General features: G+C 50.8%; 19 protein-coding genes, 2 pseudogenes and 1 other annotated feature. Of the genes and pseudogenes, 14 read left to right on the forward strand and 7 right to left on the reverse strand.

The annotated features are described in order from the left end of the window. Window positions 1-19: 19 nt before the first annotated feature. The 3 genes from fliS to amyA all read left to right on the forward strand — a co-directional run bounded on the left by fliS (window position 20) and on the right by amyA (window position 2,360). Complete coding sequence (gene fliS / locus QUF14_RS11885) at window positions 20-430, forward strand: flagellar export chaperone FliS (RefSeq protein WP_000270663.1); 411 nt, start codon at window positions 20-22, stop codon at window positions 428-430. Then, the gene (gene fliT / locus QUF14_RS11890) at window positions 430-795 is read left to right on the forward strand and encodes a flagella biosynthesis regulatory protein FliT (RefSeq protein ID WP_001015026.1); all 366 of its coding nucleotides are present in this window, start codon (window positions 430-432) and stop codon (window positions 793-795) included. Before fliS ends, fliT begins: the two co-directional genes overlap by 1 nt. Before the next feature lie 77 nt (window positions 796-872). Beyond that, the gene (gene amyA / locus QUF14_RS11895; RefSeq protein WP_001245699.1) at window positions 873-2,360 is read left to right on the forward strand and encodes an alpha-amylase; all 1,488 of its coding nucleotides are present in this window, start codon (window positions 873-875) and stop codon (window positions 2,358-2,360) included. 33 nt (window positions 2,361-2,393) lie between these two features. Here amyA and yedD read toward each other — a convergent pair whose 3' ends face one another. Continuing rightward, window positions 2,394-2,807: a lipoprotein YedD gene (gene yedD, locus QUF14_RS11900; protein ID WP_001295642.1), complete on the reverse strand. Its 414-nt coding sequence runs from the start codon at window positions 2,805-2,807 to the stop codon at window positions 2,394-2,396. 186 nt (window positions 2,808-2,993) lie between these two features. Here yedD and yedE point away from each other — a divergent pair, with 186 nt between their 5' ends. The 3 genes from yedE (at window position 2,994) to QUF14_RS11915 (ending at window position 5,209) form a co-directional block, all read left to right on the forward strand. After that, entirely contained in the window at window positions 2,994-4,199 is a 1,206-nt protein-coding gene (gene yedE / locus QUF14_RS11905) for a selenium metabolism membrane protein YedE/FdhT (protein WP_000118905.1), read from the forward strand. Beyond that, window positions 4,196-4,429 carry a sulfurtransferase-like selenium metabolism protein YedF gene (gene yedF, locus QUF14_RS11910; RefSeq protein WP_000790504.1) on the forward strand — a complete coding sequence of 78 codons (234 nt, stop codon included), beginning with the start codon at window positions 4,196-4,198 and terminating at the stop codon, window positions 4,427-4,429. Before yedE ends, yedF begins: the two co-directional genes overlap by 4 nt. Before the next feature lie 108 nt (window positions 4,430-4,537). Next, complete coding sequence (locus QUF14_RS11915; protein ID WP_000334624.1) at window positions 4,538-5,209, forward strand: SOS response-associated peptidase; 672 nt, start codon at window positions 4,538-4,540, stop codon at window positions 5,207-5,209. 39 nt (window positions 5,210-5,248) lie between these two features. Here the strand turns inward: QUF14_RS11915 and QUF14_RS11920 are convergent, their stop codons facing one another. Continuing rightward, the gene (locus QUF14_RS11920; RefSeq protein WP_000826443.1) at window positions 5,249-6,457 is read right to left on the reverse strand and encodes an RNA-guided endonuclease InsQ/TnpB family protein; all 1,209 of its coding nucleotides are present in this window, start codon (window positions 6,455-6,457) and stop codon (window positions 5,249-5,251) included. Between the two features lie 7 nt (window positions 6,458-6,464). Here QUF14_RS11920 and QUF14_RS11925 point away from each other — a divergent pair. After that, window positions 6,465-6,641, forward strand: a pseudogene (locus tag QUF14_RS11925) (transposase); the annotation flags it as partial. A gap of 42 nt (window positions 6,642-6,683) precedes the next feature. On the opposite strand, the gene QUF14_RS11930 reads toward QUF14_RS11925, so the two are convergent. Further along, a protein-coding gene (locus QUF14_RS11930; RefSeq protein ID WP_371829233.1) for an IS3 family transposase occupies window positions 6,684-7,897 on the reverse strand; the annotation gives its coding sequence in 2 pieces (ribosomal slippage) (window positions 6,684-7,609 and window positions 7,609-7,897; 1,215 coding nt in all). Beyond that, window positions 7,500-7,616: a sequence feature (AL1L pseudoknot), on the reverse strand. Its footprint overlaps the gene before it by 117 nt. A gap of 51 nt (window positions 7,898-7,948) precedes the next feature. On the opposite strand from QUF14_RS11930, the pseudogene tnpA reads away from it, so the two are divergent. Further along, window positions 7,949-8,203: pseudogene (gene tnpA / locus QUF14_RS11935) on the forward strand (IS200/IS605 family transposase); the annotation flags it as partial. Between the two features lie 942 nt (window positions 8,204-9,145). Here the strand turns inward: tnpA and QUF14_RS11940 are convergent. The 4 genes from QUF14_RS11940 to fliE form a co-directional block, all read right to left on the reverse strand. Then, window positions 9,146-9,943 (reverse strand): helix-turn-helix transcriptional regulator, encoded by a 798-nt coding sequence (locus tag QUF14_RS11940; RefSeq protein ID WP_000879837.1) that lies wholly within the window; start codon window positions 9,941-9,943, stop codon window positions 9,146-9,148. A 9-nt stretch (window positions 9,944-9,952) separates the two neighbouring features. Then, window positions 9,953-10,504, reverse strand: coding sequence for a Raf kinase inhibitor-like protein YbcL (ybcL, locus tag QUF14_RS11945; RefSeq protein WP_001353134.1), 552 nt, complete (start codon window positions 10,502-10,504; stop codon window positions 9,953-9,955). A 168-nt stretch (window positions 10,505-10,672) separates the two neighbouring features. Continuing rightward, entirely contained in the window at window positions 10,673-11,005 is a 333-nt protein-coding gene (gene emrE / locus QUF14_RS11950; RefSeq protein WP_001070447.1) for a multidrug efflux SMR transporter EmrE, read from the reverse strand. Window positions 11,006-11,338: 333 nt separating this feature from the next. Further along, window positions 11,339-11,653 carry a flagellar hook-basal body complex protein FliE gene (gene fliE / locus QUF14_RS11955; RefSeq protein ID WP_001274299.1) on the reverse strand — a complete coding sequence of 105 codons (315 nt, stop codon included), beginning with the start codon at window positions 11,651-11,653 and terminating at the stop codon, window positions 11,339-11,341. A gap of 214 nt (window positions 11,654-11,867) precedes the next feature. On the opposite strand from fliE, the gene fliF reads away from it, so the two are divergent. The 6 genes from fliF to QUF14_RS11985 are packed head-to-tail and all read left to right on the forward strand — an operon-like array spanning window position 11,868 to window position 18,152. Beyond that, the gene (fliF, locus tag QUF14_RS11960; protein WP_000994448.1) at window positions 11,868-13,526 is read left to right on the forward strand and encodes a flagellar basal-body MS-ring/collar protein FliF; all 1,659 of its coding nucleotides are present in this window, start codon (window positions 11,868-11,870) and stop codon (window positions 13,524-13,526) included. Further along, window positions 13,519-14,514, forward strand: coding sequence for a flagellar motor switch protein FliG (gene fliG, locus QUF14_RS11965; protein ID WP_000067950.1), 996 nt, complete (start codon window positions 13,519-13,521; stop codon window positions 14,512-14,514). The genes fliF and fliG overlap by 8 nt, the downstream gene beginning before the upstream one ends. Beyond that, window positions 14,507-15,193, forward strand: coding sequence for a flagellar assembly protein FliH (gene fliH, locus QUF14_RS11970; protein WP_001282688.1), 687 nt, complete (start codon window positions 14,507-14,509; stop codon window positions 15,191-15,193). The genes fliG and fliH overlap by 8 nt, the downstream gene beginning before the upstream one ends. Then, window positions 15,193-16,563: a flagellar protein export ATPase FliI gene (fliI, locus tag QUF14_RS11975; RefSeq protein WP_000213273.1), complete on the forward strand. Its 1,371-nt coding sequence runs from the start codon at window positions 15,193-15,195 to the stop codon at window positions 16,561-16,563. The genes fliH and fliI overlap by 1 nt, the downstream gene beginning before the upstream one ends. A gap of 21 nt (window positions 16,564-16,584) precedes the next feature. Then, window positions 16,585-17,028, forward strand: coding sequence for a flagellar export protein FliJ (gene fliJ, locus QUF14_RS11980; protein ID WP_000807585.1), 444 nt, complete (start codon window positions 16,585-16,587; stop codon window positions 17,026-17,028). Next, window positions 17,025-18,152, forward strand: coding sequence for a flagellar hook-length control protein FliK (locus tag QUF14_RS11985; protein ID WP_000620048.1), 1,128 nt, complete (start codon window positions 17,025-17,027; stop codon window positions 18,150-18,152). The genes fliJ and QUF14_RS11985 overlap by 4 nt, the downstream gene beginning before the upstream one ends. Window positions 18,153-18,183: the final 31 nt, after the last annotated feature.

Consider the following 18,183-nt stretch of genomic DNA (forward strand, 5'->3'; position numbering starts at 1 on the left):
ATTTATCGGGAGACAGGTCATGTACGCGGCAAAAGGCACCCAGGCCTATGCACAAATTGGCGTCGAAAGCGCCGTAATGAGCGCCAGCCAGCAGCAGCTGGTCACCATGCTATTTGATGGAGTGCTGAGCGCACTGGTTAGAGCGCGCCTGTTTATGCAGGACAACAATCAGCAAGGCAAAGGCGTCTCTTTGTCAAAAGCGATCAACATCATTGAGAACGGACTTCGGGTGAGTCTTGATGAAGAGAGCAAAGACGAACTAACCCAAAACTTGATTGCTCTTTATAGCTATATGGTCAGGCGCTTGCTGCAAGCCAATTTACGCAACGATGTCTCCGCAGTCGAAGAAGTGGAAGCATTAATGCGCAATATTGCCGATGCCTGGAAAGAGTCTTTACTCTCCCCTTCTTTGATTCAGGACCCAGTCTGATGAACCATGCACCGCATTTGTATTTCGCCTGGCAACAACTCGTCGAAAAAAGCCAGCTCATGTTACGCCTGGCAACGGAAGAACAATGGGACGAACTCATCGCCAGCGAAATGGCGTATGTGAATGCGGTGCAGGAGATTGCACATCTGACTGAAGAGATTGATCCGTCCACCACGATGCAGGAGCAACTCCGCCCGATGCTGCGCCTGATTCTCGACAACGAAAGCAGGGTAAAGCAGTTATTGCAGATTCGGATGGATGAACTGGCGAAACTGGTCGGTCAGTCATCAGTGCAAAAATCGGTGTTAAGTGCCTATGGCGATCAGGGCGGCTTTGTGCTGGCTCCGCAGGATAACCTCTTTTGAATCTTAACGAGCCGATGGCTCGCGAATAATCCGATTACGGCTACGCTTCTAATGTTCCCCTTGAATGGAGTCGAAGAATGCGTAATCCCACGCTGTTACAATGTTTTCACTGGTATTACCCGGAAGGCGGTAAGCTCTGGCCTGAACTGGCCGAGCGCGCCGACGGTTTTAATGATATTGGTATCAATATGGTCTGGTTGCCGCCCGCCTATAAAGGCGCATCGGGCGGGTATTCGGTCGGCTACGACTCCTATGATTTATTTGATTTAGGCGAGTTTGATCAGAAAGGCAGCATCCCTACTAAATATGGCGATAAAGCACAACTGCTGGCCGCCATTGACGCCCTGAAACGTAATGACATTGCGGTGCTGCTGGACGTGGTAGTCAATCACAAAATGGGCGCGGATGAAAAAGAAGCTATTCGCGTGCAGCGCGTTAATGCTGACGACCGTACGCAAATTGATGAAGAAATCATTGAATGCGAAGGCTGGACGCGTTACACCTTCCCCGCCCGTGCCGGGCAATACTCACAGTTTATCTGGGATTTCAAATGTTTTAGCGGTATCGACCATATCGAAAATCCTGATGAAGATGGCATTTTTAAAATTGTTAACGACTACACCGGCGAAGGCTGGAACGATCAGGTTGATGATGAACTCGGTAATTTCGATTACCTGATGGGCGAGAATATCGATTTTCGCAATCATGCCGTGACGGAAGAGATTAAATACTGGGCGCGCTGGGTGATGGAACAAACGCAATGCGACGGTTTTCGTCTTGATGCGGTCAAACATATTCCGGCGTGGTTTTATAAAGAGTGGATCGAACACGTACAGGAAGTTGCGCCAAAGCCGCTGTTTATTGTGGCGGAATACTGGTCGCATGAAGTTGATAAGCTGCAAACGTATATTGATCAGGTGGAAGGCAAAACCATGCTGTTCGATGCGCCGCTGCAGATGAAATTCCATGAAGCATCGCGCATGGGACGCGACTACGACATGACGCAGATTTTCACTGGGACGCTTGTGGAAGCCGATCCTTTTCACGCCGTAACCCTCGTTGCCAACCACGACACCCAACCGTTGCAAGCCCTCGAAGCGCCGGTCGAACCGTGGTTTAAACCGCTGGCGTACGCCCTAATTTTGTTGCGGGAAAATGGCGTTCCTTCGGTGTTCTATCCTGACCTCTATGGCGCGCATTACGAAGATGTCGGTGGTGACGGGCAAACCTATCCGATAGATATGCCAATAATCGAACAACTTGATGAGTTAATTCTCGCCCGTCAGCGTTTCGCCCACGGTGTACAGACGTTATTTTTCGACCATCCGAACTGCATTGCCTTTAGCCGCAGTGGCACCGACGAATATCCCGGCTGCGTGGTGGTCATGTCGAACGGAGATGATGGCGAAAAAACCATTCATCTGGGAGAGAATTACGGCAATAAAACCTGGCGTGATTTTCTGGGGAACCGGCAAGAGAGCGTAGTGACCGACGAAAACGGCGAAGCGACCTTCTTTTGCAACGGCGGCAGCGTCAGCGTGTGGGTTATCGAAGAGGTGATTTAAATTCATCCCCGGCGGCAAGCCGGGGAGATTTCATTACGGCAGTGGCGTCGGTAACGGCGCTTTATCCAGCGCGGCGGCACACTCTGCCGTCGGGCGATCCACACGCTCCATTGTCATACCATCGTACTCAATGGTGTTACCGTCACGCTCAACCTCATACAGCTCACGTTTTACGGTAACGTTAGTGAGATCATCAGACATCAATGTCAACTTACCCGGCACGGCAATCACCCGCTGCCACTGACGGCAATCGAGGGTATCGCCCTCTTTAGTGACAATCAGGCTGCCTATCGCTTCCGGACTGACCAGCGCACGTTGCGGCCCTTTGGTCTGCCAGTAGCCCGCCAGCCAGTCCGGCGCGGGGGTTTTAACGACATTGTTATAGTTTTCGACTTCGGCACAGCCCGCCAGCAACATGAGCGCGCCTGCAATTGCGAGTTTTTTCATCATTCGTCCTGCATGAGAAGAAAAGAGGATTGTGGCATTAAAGCCCTGATGTCGCCAGCCTTTCCAGGTTCAGAGAGAAATTTGATCTAACTATTATTTTTGTGAATTATTACCCCGAAAATAAATTTGCTTGATGTATGATTCGCGACTCTTATTTCAAACCTTCTGAGTTCAGAGGCTACATACATGTCATGGCAGCAATTCAAACACGCCTGGTTGATTAAATTCTGGGCACCCATCCCTGCGGTCATCGCGGCGGGTATTCTCTCCACTTACTACTTTGGCATCACTGGCACCTTTTGGGCTGTCACGGGTGAATTTACCCGTTGGGGCGGTCAGCTCCTGCAGCTGTTCGGCGTCCATGCTGAAGAGTGGGGTTATTTTAAAATTATCCATCTGGAAGGATCGCCATTAACCCGCATCGACGGCATGATGATCCTCGGTATGTTTGGCGGCTGCTTTGCTGCAGCGCTGTGGGCCAACAATGTCAAACTACGCATGCCGCGCAGCCGTATCCGCATTATGCAGGCCATCATTGGCGGCATTATCGCCGGTTTTGGCGCGCGTCTGGCAATGGGCTGTAACCTGGCGGCGTTCTTTACCGGCATTCCTCAGTTCTCGCTGCATGCCTGGTTCTTTGCCATCGCCACTGCCATCGGTTCATGGTTTGGCGCGCGCTTTACCCTGCTGCCCATCTTCCGTATTCCCGTGAAAATGCAGAAAGTTTCTGCTGCCTCACCGCTGACGCAAAAACCGGATCAGGCGCGGCGTCGTTTTCGTCTCGGGATGCTGGTCTTTTTCGGCATGCTGGGCTGGGCGCTGCTGACGGCGATGAACCAACCAAAACTGGGGCTGGCAATGCTGTTTGGCGTCGGCTTTGGTTTACTGATTGAACGTGCGCAAATCTGCTTTACTTCGGCGTTCCGCGATATGTGGATCACCGGACGTACCCACATGGCGAAAGCAATCATTATCGGTATGGCGGTAAGTGCCATCGGGATCTTAAGTTACGTACAGTTAGGCGTTGAACCCAAAATCATGTGGGCAGGACCAAACGCGGTAATTGGTGGTTTGCTGTTTGGATTTGGCATCGTGCTGGCAGGCGGCTGCGAAACCGGCTGGATGTACCGCGCGGTAGAAGGCCAGGTGCACTACTGGTGGGTCGGTCTGGGCAATGTGATCGGCTCAACGATTCTGGCGTATTACTGGGATGATTTCGCTCCGGCGCTGGCCACCGACTGGGACAAAATCAACCTCCTGAAAACCTTTGGCCCGATGGGTGGCCTGCTGGTGACATATTTGCTGCTGTTTGCTGCGCTGATGTTGATTATCGGCTGGGAAAAACGCTTCTTCCGCCATGCGGCACCGCAGACAGCTAAGGAGATCGCATGAAAAATATCGTTCCTGATTACCGCCTTGATATGGTGGGTGAACCCTGCCCTTATCCGGCAGTTGCAACCCTTGAGGCGATGCCGCAATTAAAAAAAGGTGAGATCCTGGAAGTGGTGAGCGACTGTCCGCAGTCGATCAATAATATTCCACTGGATGCGCGTAATCACGGCTATACGGTGCTGGATATTCAGCAAGACGGGCCGACCATTCGTTATTTAATTCAGAAATAATCCCTCCTTCCCGCTGTGTCCCACAGCGGGAACATCGTTGTCTCTGTATCATATAGATTTTACCCGCCCCCTCTCCTATTCTTTTCAGGGTGATCTCAGGAGGTTGCTATGTGTGGACGCTTTGCCCAATCCCAAACGCGTGAAGATTACCTTGCGCTTCTCGCGGAAGATATTGAACGCGATATTCCCTACGATCCCGAACCCATTGGCAGATACAACGTCGCGCCGGGAACCAAAGTTCTTCTGCTCAGTGAACGTGATGAACACCTTCATCTCGATCCCGTTGTCTGGGGATATTCTCCCGGATGGTGGGATAAATCGCCGCTGATTAACGCCCGCGTAGAAACTGCGGCAACCAGTCGTATGTTTAAACCGCTCTGGCAACATGGTCGGGCAATCTGTTTTGCCGATGGCTGGTTTGAGTGGAAAAAAGAAGGCGACAAAAAACAGCCTTATTTTATCTATCGCGCTGATGGACAACCTGTTTTTATAGCCGCGATAGGTAGCACACCGTTTGAGCGCGGTGACGAGGCCGAAGGTTTTTTGATTGTCACTGCGGCGGCAGACCAGGGTCTGGTGGATATTCATGACCGCCGCCCGCTGGTACTGTCGCCAGAAGCTGCGCGGGAATGGATGCGGCAAGATATTGGTGGTAAAGAAGCATCTGAAATCGCAGCCAGGGGATGTGTTCCAGCAAACCAGTTCACCTGGCACCCGGTATCGCGCGCGGTGGGTAATGTCAAAAACCAGGGCGCGGAGTTAATTCAACCTGTTTGTTGACATCCTCCACGCCCTGAAGGACGTGGATCCCTGCTACGTTCAGGCTGTCGCCTGAATCATTTCGGTGGGTTCCTGCTTCAACGAGCGGCCTGACGGCACCATCTCTCCACAGGCAAGAACGGCGTGCCCCGCCGCTAAAATGTTACGAGCGCCATTTACATCGGCGTTCGCTGTATATCCACATACCTGGCATCTGAATTTACTTTGTGACAGGCGATTTTCTTTCGCTGTATGACCACAGCACGCGCAACGCTGGCTTGTGTACGCTGGCGGAACAGCAAGCACCTGACCGCCACTCCAGAGCTGCTTGTACTCAAGCTGACGGCGCATTTCATACCAGCCCTGATCCAGTATCGAACGGTTTAAACCTGATTTTGCCCGGACATTGCGCCCCGGCTGGCTGACCGTACCCGCTGCTGACTTTGACATGTTGCTGACCTTCAAATCCTCAATGACTATCATTGCGTGGTTTTTGCTGACGGTCGTTGTGACTTTGTGAAGGTAGTCCCTGCGGATATTTGCGATACAGGAACGCAGTCGCTGTATTTTGCGTTTCTGCTTCTGCCAGTTGTTGCTGAATTTGACCTTGCGGCTTAACTGTCGCTGAAGTCTCGCCAGAGTCTTCTGGTTTTTCTGAAAACTGTTTACAGACCCAAAGACTGTGCCATCTGACAGCGTGGCGAGTTTAGCCACGCCAGCATCCAGCCCGACCATTGATGCTGAAGGGTGAACCGGAGTTGATACTTCACTTTCTGTCTGAATACTGATGTACCACTTACCGCAGGACTGGCTGACAGTGACATTTTTCACAACACCCGTGACCTGACGGCTATTCCGGTAGCGCATCCAGCCCAGTTTCGGCAGAAAAATACGGCTGTTTTCCTGATCGAGCTTAACGCCCTGCGAGTAGTGGAATGCATCATTCTGTCCACGCTTTTTGAATCGGGGAAAAGCAGCCCGCTTCTGGAAGAAGTTTTTGTAAGCCCGCTCAAGGTCTTTCAGTGACTGTTGCAATGGCTGTGAGGGCGAATCTTTAAGCCATTGCGTTTCAGTGGCGTTTTTCCACTCAACCAACCAGGAAGCCATTTTCCCGTAAGGGATGTATTTATTGCCGGCCTCATGATTCTCATTCTGAAGCGCCAGAGCACGATTGAAAACGAAACGACATGCGCCTGCGAAGCGCCTCATTTCACGCTCCTGTTGACCACCTGGTCTTAACTGGAATTTAAATGCTTGTAGTCGTTTCACAGGCCAAATGATACTTTGGTCTGTGAAAAAAGAAACCGATATCCGGCGTGGAAGGCACTGTGTTTTTCTGATGCATGTTCACCGGGTCTTTGTCACCAGATACCGACGTCAGATTTTTGACCATGACGCGACAGAAAAACTACGCACTTACTTTTCAAATGTATGTGCTGATTTTGAAGCTGAATGAACCGCCCCGGGTTTCCTGGAGAGTGTTTTATCTGTGAACTCAGGCTGCCAGATCATTGTTTCCGATGGAAGCATAATAAGCTTTTTCTGCTTCTGCCGGAGGAGTATGGCCCAGCCTTCCCAGCAATCGTCGATTGTTATACCAGTCCACCCACGTTAGTGTGGCCAGTTCCACTTCTGCACGGTTTTTCCAGCTCTTACGGTGTATTACCTCCGCTTTGTAAAGACCATTGATGCTCTCAGCCATCGCGTTGTCATACGAGTCGCCTGTACTCCCTGTTGATGCCAGTAATCCGGCTTCTTTTAGTCGCTCCGTATAGGCCAGTGACACATACTGAGAGCCTTTATCGCTGTGATGGATGGTGCCAGACGGACGACGGGCCCACAACGCCTGCTCCAGCGCATCCAGCACGAATGTCGTTTCCATAGACGATGAGACCCGCCACCCCACGATGTATCCGGCAAACACATCAATGATAAACGCCACATAGACGAAGCCCTGCCATGTGCTGACGTAAGTAAAATCAGCCACCCACAGCTGGTCAGGACGTTCTGCCACGAACTGACGGTTTACGCGGTCACCTGTGGCAACGGTTTTCCGGCTGACGGTAGTGCGGACCTTTTTACCCCGGAGAACACCGGCAAGTCCCATAACCGCCATGAGGCGCGCCACTGTACATCTGGCCACCCTGATTCCTTCCCGTAACAACTGACGCCAGACTTTACGCACACCGTACACCTGATGATTTTCATCGTATACGCGCTGTATCTCTCTCTTCAGCCAGTCATCGTGCTGCGCACGGGCACTGCGTTTATCCGGATGATGTCGCTGTTGCTGACAATGGTAATACGTTGACGGGGCAATATGCAGTTCGCTGCATACCGGTCCGACCCCGTACTGCTCACGCAGCTTATCCAGCAGTGGCATCATTTTTTCCAGAGGCGGTCGAACTCCGCCTTCGCAAAATAAGCGGAAGCCTGGCGAAGGATATCGTTACTGCGGCGCAGTTCACGATTTTCACGTTCCAGCTCTTTCAGACGCTGACGTTCAGCGCTGGTGAGCCCACCATCACCGCCCCCGGTATCCCGCTCATGCTGGCGAACCCAGACACGCAGAGTCTCCGGCGTACAGCCAATCTTTGGGGCAATGGAACAAATTGCCGCCCACTGTGAGTCATATTCATCCTGACTTTCCAGAACCATACGAATCGCCCGCTGACGGACTTCGGGGGAAAAACGAGTATTTTTAGTCATCCTGTTTACCTCTTTCTCAGGGAGTTTAGTCTCCAGGATTTCCGGGGCGGTTCAGAACTGGTTGAAATGGATGGCGAACCAGATCACGTCCATTTGTTAATTAACTATCCTCCCAAACTGGCGATATCCAGTCTGGTAAACAGCCTCAAAGGCGTATCGAGTAGATTACTGCGACTAGATCGACCAGATATTGCAGTCAGGTATTACTACAAAGGCGTTTTGTGGAGTCCCGGCTATTTTGCCAGTAGCTGCGGAGGTGCGCCAATATCCGTCATCCGCCAATACATTGAACAACAGCAAACACCTGGTTAGGTGAAAAACCGAGCCTTATATCCCCACCCTGAAGGACGGGGTTTTACAGCGCACTGGATAAGCCTGGAGATTATCTACACCTGCATGGACATCATTGTACTATGCCCCGTACATGCCCCATCACATCCTCAACATCAAAGTATTAGAGCCTTGCTTGCAAACCATTATGCGTCTCAGTTTGTCTCATCTATCTTACGCAAAAAAAATAGAACTAATATCAAGCGGCGCTATATTGCGTATTAAATAAAATCACCTCAATTACATTAATAAATCTAAACAAATATCATGCAAATAATCTCCATGGTTATTTTTAGGCCATTTAAATTAAATAAATAAATTATGAGTCAATCATAAATAACAACCTTTAATATAATTTGACTACCAAATTTATATTCGTTCACAAAATAGTCATGCATTGTGCGCAATAGAAACAGTTCAGATAAAAATAGGGATCTACTTCACAATTTAAATGAGAAACTAAAACTTACATCTTGAAATAATCTCATTGATTAGATGAGTATTTGTAGTGCAGTGACATCATTTTTAAATAATAGTTCAAATAAAAGGGCTCACGATGAAAAAATTAACAGTGGCAATTTCTGCTGTAGCTGCATCTTAACGTATAAACTAGATTTAATAACAACGATAACCGTACCTATCCGGATATCTAATGTCATAAGCATCCCTTTAATTATCCCCTCAACCTCTTGTAACTTTCCCACTCTTGAACTCCACATAGTCCAAACGCCGGATGCAAAAAAATCACACGTGCATTTCTGAAATTGTGATGGAGGAAGATAGTATCAATTATATGTGCTTATAAACGTCCCCGATTAGCGCAGAAGTCACCGGATTGTTCAGGCTCCAATAGGTTGAGTATGCCGTATTTATTTTCCAAAATAAAAATCGATGCTGTTGCTCCTTCATAAAATACTTTTACTCTCTGGACGCTTTTCTTAGCTCTCTTGGTGTTATCTTAAAACGATTATGGAACCTTTCAGTAAAACGAGAAGGACACTTGTAACCATTTTCCCTGGCAATCTCGCTGATAGGTTTTACTGTCGTTTGTATAGCAGACAACGCATTATTTAACCTCACGTCGTCCAATATACTTTGAAAACTTACTCCCTCGCTTGCCAGACGGCGATGCAATGTGGAAACAGAAATGTAGAGATATCTCGCTACCTTGTTTGCTGTCCATTTTGTTCCAGGTTCGGATAGCATTAGGTTATAACAACGACTTATTAATGATTGTTTACTATCTGATAAAAGTAAACAATTAACATGATGTGCTCCTAATGAAAGTAGAACGCCCATTGCTAAGTGTTCCTGAATTTGCGTTGAGAAGCCTCGGGAAACAGATGTTTTTAGTTGCTCCCAACAATATATTAACTCGGGATTCTGAGGTAAGCAGAAACCTGTCGTGTTACGAATTTGATCGGTTATCGCATAAAGATTTTGGAACTTTTCAATTAGATCAATGGGATAATAAAGCATTTCTGCAAGATAAAGACCTGCTTCTGGGTAATTCGCAATATAAAATTCATATCCACAGGGAAATAAAATTATCTGATTATTATCAACAGTTAGACTATGCGTTTCCCAATTGATAACTTTTTTTCCCTGACGGATACGACATAAAGCTGGCATAAGAGGCTTAACCCTGTGAATCTCATGATGTTTATGCATCCGTATTTCTTCAATCTTTAGGTTAGTCCTATCTTTTGCCAGCATACTCTTACCCTACTTTACCTCATAAACTGGTGTTATCTCAGCGGTTGCAATTTTATTGGCATTAAGCATATAACCAACTAACGCTCCGCTGGAATTAGAATCCACAGGAATCTTATCAGTTTTTAGAGCCCATACTTTAAACTGGTAATGATGGGGTTTATCTCCTTTGGGAGGACATGCTCCACCAAATCCTGCATAGCCAAAATCATTTCGGCCCTGGACAGCACCAGTCGGAAGTTTTGTACCATCACGTCTTCCTGCATCAGCGGGCAAATATGTTACCGTTGCTGGAATATTAGCAACAGTCCAGTGCCACCATCCACTGCCTGTAGGCGCATCTGGATCATACACAGTTACGGCAAAGCTTTTGGTGCCTTCTGGAGCACCAGACCAGGTTAATGAGGGCGATGTATTACCCCCCTCACACCCAAATCCAGAAAATACATGAGACGTTGTAAGTTGCTCTCCTGTTTTTATTTCATTACTAGTGACCTGAAATGCTGCGGCCTGCGCAGAAAATGTTATGAATGCCAATACACTTGAAACGATAAGCTTTTTCATAAAAACCTCTTTGTTGTGACCTATCGTTATTTTATTTGATGTGCCTTGCTCTCATTATGCATAAAGGCGCAATGATCGTGCAAATACAATCATAATTATAAAGTTGCCCTCAGCATTAGCCATAATATGCACAAATTACATTCCTGTTGTCTCAAGGATAATTATTTTTTAATGCGGTGCACTTCGTGACAACAAGTTAATGACTAACACACCGGCACAAATCAACATCATGCCTATGATGGCTGGCAGGTCCAGTCGTTGGCTAAAAAATCCCCAGGAAAGCAAACTAATCAGAACGATACCGACTCCTGACCAAATAGCATAAGCAATCCCTGTAGGTATATAAGCCAGCGTCTGAGCTAATAACCAGAATGATGCACAATAACAAATAATTGTGCCAACAGAGGGCCATAACCGTGTAAACCCCTCTGAAAACTTCATTAAGGTTGTACCAATGACCTCTGCAAGTATTGCGCCACCAAGATAAATATAAGGGTTCATAGCATATTCTTTCCTGTTCATACTGGAGAGAATTGTACTACAGTTTGAACACAACTCACCGTTTTCATCCTGGTGTATGTGTATCCAGGGGGCTCTGGCGTGGCAAGAGATAAAGGCAGGAACAATAATGATCAGAAGGAACCCCAGGCTAACAAAAGAGTTCACTCTTCCTATGAGCAAAGCGAAGACAAAACATGTTATCGCGTTTACAGATCGTGGATGGCAGAAAACTTTCAGGATCAGGTATCCATTTCAAACCAGAAAACGAGTGAGTTTACCCCATCCATGCCCCACGCGGTGAGATCGGATGTAATCAACAACAGGTTACACAACTTACACCTGCATGCTCATCACTTCCTGATACGCCGCCACCAGCTTATTACGCACCTGAATCCCCATTTGCATTGAAACTGAGGCTTTTTGCATATCGGTCATCACATCGTTTAACGCCACGCCGGGTTCGCCGAGGGTGAATTTTTCTGCCTGCGTGCGGGCGGCGGTTTGTGTATCGCTTATGCGATCGAGCGCGGCATGCAGCTGCCCGGCAAAACTAATGGTCGGTTGCGGTAGTGATTCCTGCGCACGCGCACTCATCGCCGTAGCCTGTAACTGGCTGATAACCCCTTCAATCCCCTGTATCGCTGACATTTTCATCTCCCGGATAATTTCTGGTAGCAAAGCCTACCAGTAAGTCAATAAGACAAAGGCGCTAAATAGCAACAAAAAAACGGGTTTATTGGCGGATAGAAAAAAACGAAAGCACAAATAATGGAAGCGTCAATTTTTCGAGTTTGCTGACCCGGGAGTGAGTCTTGTTCCACTTTGCCAATAACGCCGTCCATAATCAGCCACGAGGTGCGCGATGAATGCGACTGCAGCCCAGACAAAATCTCTTGAGTGGCTTAATCGCCTGCGTGCGAATCCGAAAATTCCATTGATTGTTGCCGGTTCCGCGGCAGTGGCGGTCATGGTCGCACTGATCCTGTGGGCGAAAGCCCCCGACTACCGCACATTATTCAGCAATCTGTCCGATCAGGATGGTGGCGCAATCGTCAGCCAACTGACGCAAATGAATATTCCTTACCGCTTTAGCGAAGCCAGCGGCGCGATTGAAGTTCCGGCAGAAAAAGTTCACGAACTGCGTCTGCGCCTGGCGCAACAAGGTTTGCCCAAAGGCGGCGCGGTCGGTTTCGAACTGCTCGATCAGGAAAAGTTTGGCATTAGCCAGTTCAGCGAACAGGTGAATTATCAGCGGGCGCTGGAAGGCGAGCTTTCTCGTACCATCGAAACTATCGGCCCGGTAAAAGGGGCGCGTGTCCATTTGGCATTGCCGAAACCCTCTTTATTTGTCCGTGAGCAAAAATCCCCTTCTGCATCGGTGACGGTAAATCTGTTACCCGGCCGCGCACTCGATGAAGGGCAAATTAGCGCCATTGTGCATCTGGTTTCCAGCGCGGTGGCTGGTCTGCCTCCGGGGAACGTCACGTTGGTGGATCAGGGCGGACATCTGTTAACCCAGTCCAACACCAGCGGGCGCGATCTTAATGATGCTCAGTTGAAATATGCCAGTGATGTCGAAGGCCGAATTCAGCGGCGTATTGAAGCGATCCTGTCGCCTATTGTCGGCAACGGCAATATTCACGCCCAGGTTACGGCGCAACTGGACTTCGCCAGTAAGGAGCAAACCGAAGAGCAGTATCGCCCTAACGGTGATAAATCTCAGGCGGCGCTCCGCTCACGCCAGCTTAATGAGAGCGAGCAAAGCGGTTCCGGTTATCCAGGCGGCGTACCGGGTGCGTTGTCGAATCAACCAGCACCCGCAAATAACGCGCCGATCAGCACGCCTCCGGCAAATCAAAATAATCGCCAGCAGCAGGCAAGCACAACCAGCAATAGTGGGCCGCGTAGCACACAACGTAATGAAACTAGTAACTACGAGGTCGATCGCACCATTCGTCATACCAAAATGAACGTGGGCGATGTGCAACGTCTGTCAGTCGCGGTAGTGGTGAATTACAAAACCTTGCCAGATGGCAAACCGTTGCCTCTCAGCAACGAACAGATGAAGCAAATTGAAGATCTGACCCGCGAGGCGATGGGCTTTTCTGAAAAACGCGGTGACTCGCTCAATGTCGTTAACTCGCCGTTCAATAGCAGCGACGAAAGCGGTGGAGAACTGCCGTTCTGGCAACAACAGGTATTTATCGATCAGTTGCTGAGCGCCGGACGCTGGTTGCTGGTACTGCTGGTGGCGTGGCTACTGTGGCGTAAAGCGGTACGTCCACAGCTAACTCGTCGCGCTGAGGCGATGAAAGCTGTGCAGCAACAGGCGCAGGCCCGCGAGGAAGTGGAAGATGCGGTGGAAGTCCGCCTGAGCAAAGATGAACAACTCCAACAACGACGCGCGAACCAACGTCTGGGGGCAGAGGTCATGAGCCAGCGTATCCGTGAAATGTCTGATAACGATCCGCGCGTGGTGGCGCTGGTCATTCGCCAGTGGATAAATAACGATCATGAGTAACCTGACAGGCACCGATAAAAGCGTCATCCTGCTGATGACCATTGGCGAAGACCGGGCGGCAGAGGTGTTCAAGCACCTCTCCCAGCGCGAAGTGCAAACCCTGAGTGCAGCAATGGCGAACGTCACGCAGATCTCCAACAAGCAGCTAACCGATGTGCTGGCGGAGTTTGAGCAAGAAGCTGAACAGTTCGCCGCACTGAATATCAACGCCAACGATTATCTGCGTTCGGTGCTGGTCAAAGCCCTCGGTGAAGAACGTGCCGCCAGCCTACTGGAAGATATTCTCGAAACCCGCGATACCGCCAGCGGTATTGAAACGCTCAACTTTATGGAGCCGCAGAGCGCCGCCGATCTGATTCGCGATGAGCATCCGCAGATTATCGCCACCATTCTGGTGCATCTGAAGCGTGCGCAAGCCGCCGATATTCTGGCGTTGTTCGATGAACGTCTGCGCCACGACGTGATGTTGCGTATCGCCACCTTTGGCGGCGTGCAGCCAGCCGCGCTGGCGGAACTGACCGAAGTACTGAATGGCTTGCTCGACGGTCAGAATCTCAAGCGCAGCAAAATGGGCGGCGTGAGAACGGCAGCCGAAATTATCAACCTGATGAAAACGCAGCAGGAAGAAGCCGTTATTACCGCCGTGCGTGAATTCGACGGCGAGCTGGCACAAAAAATTATCGACGAGATGTTCCTGTTCGAAAATCTGGTGGATGTCGACGATCGCAGCATCCAGCGTCTGTTGCAGGAAGTGGATTCCGAATCGCTGTTGATCGCGCTGAAAGGGGCCGAGCAACCACTGCGCGAGAAGTTCCTGCGCAATATGTCGCAGCGTGCCGCCGATATTCTGCGCGACGATCTCGCCAACCGTGGTCCGGTGCGTCTGTCGCAGGTGGAAAACGAACAGAAAGCGATTCTGCTGATTGTGCGCCGCCTTGCCGAAACTGGCGAGATGGTGATTGGTAGCGGCGAGGATACCTATGTCTGATAATTTGCCGTGGAAAACCTGGACGCCAGACGATCTCGCGCCACCACAGGCAGAGTTTGTGCCAATGGACGAGCCAGAAGAAACCATCATTGAAGAGACTGAACCCAGCCTTGAGCAGCAACTGGCACAACTGCAAATGCAGGCCCATGAGCAAGGTTATCAGGCGGGGATTGCCGAAGGTCGTCAGCAAGGTCACGAACAGGGCTATCAGGAAGGTCTGGCCCAGGGGCTGGAACAAGGGCTGGCACAGGCAAAATCCCAGCAAGCGCCAATTCATGCCCGGATGCAGCAACTGGTCAGCGAATTTCAAACTACCCTTGATGCACTTGATAGTGTGATTGCTTCGCGCCTGATGCAGATGGCGCTGGAGGCGGCGCGCCAGGTCATCGGTCAAACGCCAACGGTGGACAACTCGGCGCTGATCAAACAGATCCAACAGTTATTGCAGCAAGAACCGTTATTCAGTGGCAAACCGCAACTGCGCGTGCACCCGGATGATCTGCAACGTGTTGATGATATGCTGGGCGCAACCTTAAGTTTGCATGGCTGGCGCTTACGGGGCGATCCCACGCTCCATCCAGGCGGCTGCAAAGTCTCCGCCGATGAAGGCGATCTCGATGCCAGCGTCGCTACTCGCTGGCAAGAACTCTGCCGTCTGGCAGCACCAGGAGTGGTGTAATGACCACGCGCCTGACTCGCTGGCTAACCACGCTGGATAACTTCGAAGCCAAAATGGCGCAGTTGCCTGCGGTACGTCGCTACGGGCGATTAACCCGCGCCACCGGGCTGGTGCTGGAGGCTACCGGATTACAATTGCCGCTCGGCGCAACCTGTGTGATTGAGCGCCAGAACGGGTCGGAAACGCATGAAGTAGAAAGCGAAGTGGTTGGCTTTAACGGTCAACGGCTGTTTTTAATGCCGCTGGAAGAAGTGGAAGGTGTCCTGCCCGGCGCGCGCGTTTATGCCAAACACATTTCGGCTGAAGGGCTGCAAAGCGGCAAGCAGTTGCCACTCGGTCCGGCGTTGTTAGGTCGCGTACTGGACGGCAGCGGTAAACCGCTTGATGGCCTTCCCTCCCCCGATACGACCGAAACAGGTGCGCTGATCACCCCGCCTTTTAACCCTTTGCAACGTACACCGATTGAACATGTGCTGGACACGGGCGTGCGCCCAATCAATGCCCTGCTTACCGTTGGGCGCGGGCAGCGTATGGGGCTATTTGCTGGTTCTGGTGTCGGTAAAAGTGTGCTGCTGGGGATGATGGCACGTTACACCCGCGCCGATGTCATTGTCGTGGGTTTGATTGGTGAACGTGGGCGCGAAGTAAAAGATTTTATTGAGAATATCCTCGGTGCCGAAGGGCGTGCACGCTCCGTGGTGATTGCCGCTCCAGCGGATGTTTCTCCGCTCCTGCGAATGCAAGGTGCCGCCTATGCCACGCGCATTGCCGAAGATTTTCGCGATCGTGGTCAGCATGTGTTGCTGATTATGGACTCCCTCACCCGCTACGCGATGGCCCAGCGTGAGATTGCGCTGGCGATTGGCGAACCGCCTGCCACCAAAGGTTATCCACCGTCGGTATTCGCCAAATTACCGGCGCTGGTCGAGCGTGCCGGTAACGGTATCAGCGGCGGCGGCTCAATTACGGCGTTTTATACCGTGCTCACCGAAGGCGATGACCAGCAGGACCCGATTGCCGACTCCGCACGGGCGATCCTCGACGGTCACATTGTTCTTTCTCGTCGTCTGGCGGAAGCCGGACACTATCCGGCGATTGATATTGAAGCGTCGATCAGCCGTGCAATGACGGCGTTGATCAGCGAGCAACATTACGCGCGAGTGCGCACCTTCAAACAGCTGTTGTCGAGTTTTCAGCGTAACCGCGATCTGGTTAGCGTCGGCGCGTATGCCAAAGGCAGCGATCCAATGCTCGATAAAGCCATCGCTCTGTGGCCGCAGCTGGAGGGCTATTTGCAACAAGGCATTTTTGAACGCGCGGACTGGGAAGAGTCTCTCCAGGGGCTGGAGCGCATATTCCCGACAGTGTGAAAACGCAGGAGATAACGGCAGATGGCAGAACATGGCGCGCTGGCGACCCTGAAAGATCTGGCAGAAAAAGAGGTAGAAGATGCCGCACGCCTGCTGGGTGAAATGCGTCGCGGATGCCAGCAGGCAGAGGAACAACTCAAAATGCTGATCGATTATCAGAATGAATATCGCAATAACCTCAACAGCGATATGAGTGCCGGGATGACCAGTAACCGCTGGATCAACTATCAGCAGTTTATCCAGACGCTGGAAAAAGCCATTACTCAGCATCGCCAGCAACTTAATCAGTGGACGCAGAAAGTTGACATTGCCCTGAACAGCTGGCGAGAAAAGAAACAACGTTTGCAAGCCTGGCAGACACTGCAGGAACGGCAATCCACGGCGGCACTGCTTGCAGAAAACCGTCTCGATCAGAAAAAGATGGATGAGTTCGCCCAACGTGCCACCATGAGGAAACCCGAATGATTCGCTTAGCGCCCTTGATTACCGCTGACGTTGACACCGCCATATTGCCCGGCGGTAAAGCCAGCGATGTTACACAAGATTTTCTCGCATTGTTGAGCGGAGCATTAGCAGGTGAAACAACAACCGACAAAGCGGCCCCCCAGTTGCTGGTGGCAACAGAGAAGCCCACAACAAAAGGCGAGCCGCTGGTTAGCGATATTCTTTCAGATGTGCAACAAGCGGATTTACTGATCCCTGAGGATGAAATACCGCCTGTCATCAACGACGAACAATCCACATCAACACCGTTAACCACCGCTCAGACGATGACGTTGGCTGCGGTGGCTGACAAAAATACGACAAAAGACGAAAAAGCGGATGATCTGAATGAAGACGTCACCGCAAGCCTGAGCGCCCTTTTTGCGATGTTGCCGGGTTTTGACAATACGCCCAAAGTGGCTGATGCGCCGTCAACCGTGTTACCGACAGAGAAACCAACTCTCTACACAAAACTGACTACGGCACAATTCACAACCGCACAGCCCGATGACGCCCCTGACGCGCAAGCTCAGCCAGTAACACCGCTGGTAGCAGAAGCCCAGAGTAAAGCGGAAGTCATCAGCACACCTTCGCCGGTGACCGCTGCCGTCAGCCCGCTCATCACTCCGCACCAGACACAGCCGCTGCCCACCGTCGCAGCACCTGTTTTGAGTGCGCCGCTGGGTTCTCACGAATGGCAACAATCATTAAGCCAGCATATTTCGCTGTTTACCCGCCAGGGGCAACAAAGCGCAGAGTTGCGTCTGCACCCGCAGGATTTAGGTGAAGTACAAATCTCCCTCAAAGTGGATGATAGCCAGGCGCAAATCCAGATGGTGTCACCGCATCAGCACGTACGCGCCGCGCTGGAAGCTGCGCTACCGGTACTGCGTACGCAGCTGGCAGAAAGTGGCATTCAGTTAGGGCAAAGCAACATCAGTGGCGAAAGCTTTAGTGGTCAGCAACAGGCCGCTTCACAGCAACAGCAAAGCCAGCGCACAGCAAATCATGAACCTCTGGCGGGTGAAGACGACGATGCGCTACCCGTTCCCGTCTCCTTACAAGGGCGCGTAACAGACAACAGTGGCGTTGATATTTTCGCCTAACGTCAGAGGTAGCACCGTAATCCGCGTCTTT

The sequence above is a fragment of the Escherichia sp. HH091_1A genome (assembly GCF_030295175.1).
GTDB lineage: Bacteria > Pseudomonadota > Gammaproteobacteria > Enterobacterales > Enterobacteriaceae > Escherichia > Escherichia coli_F.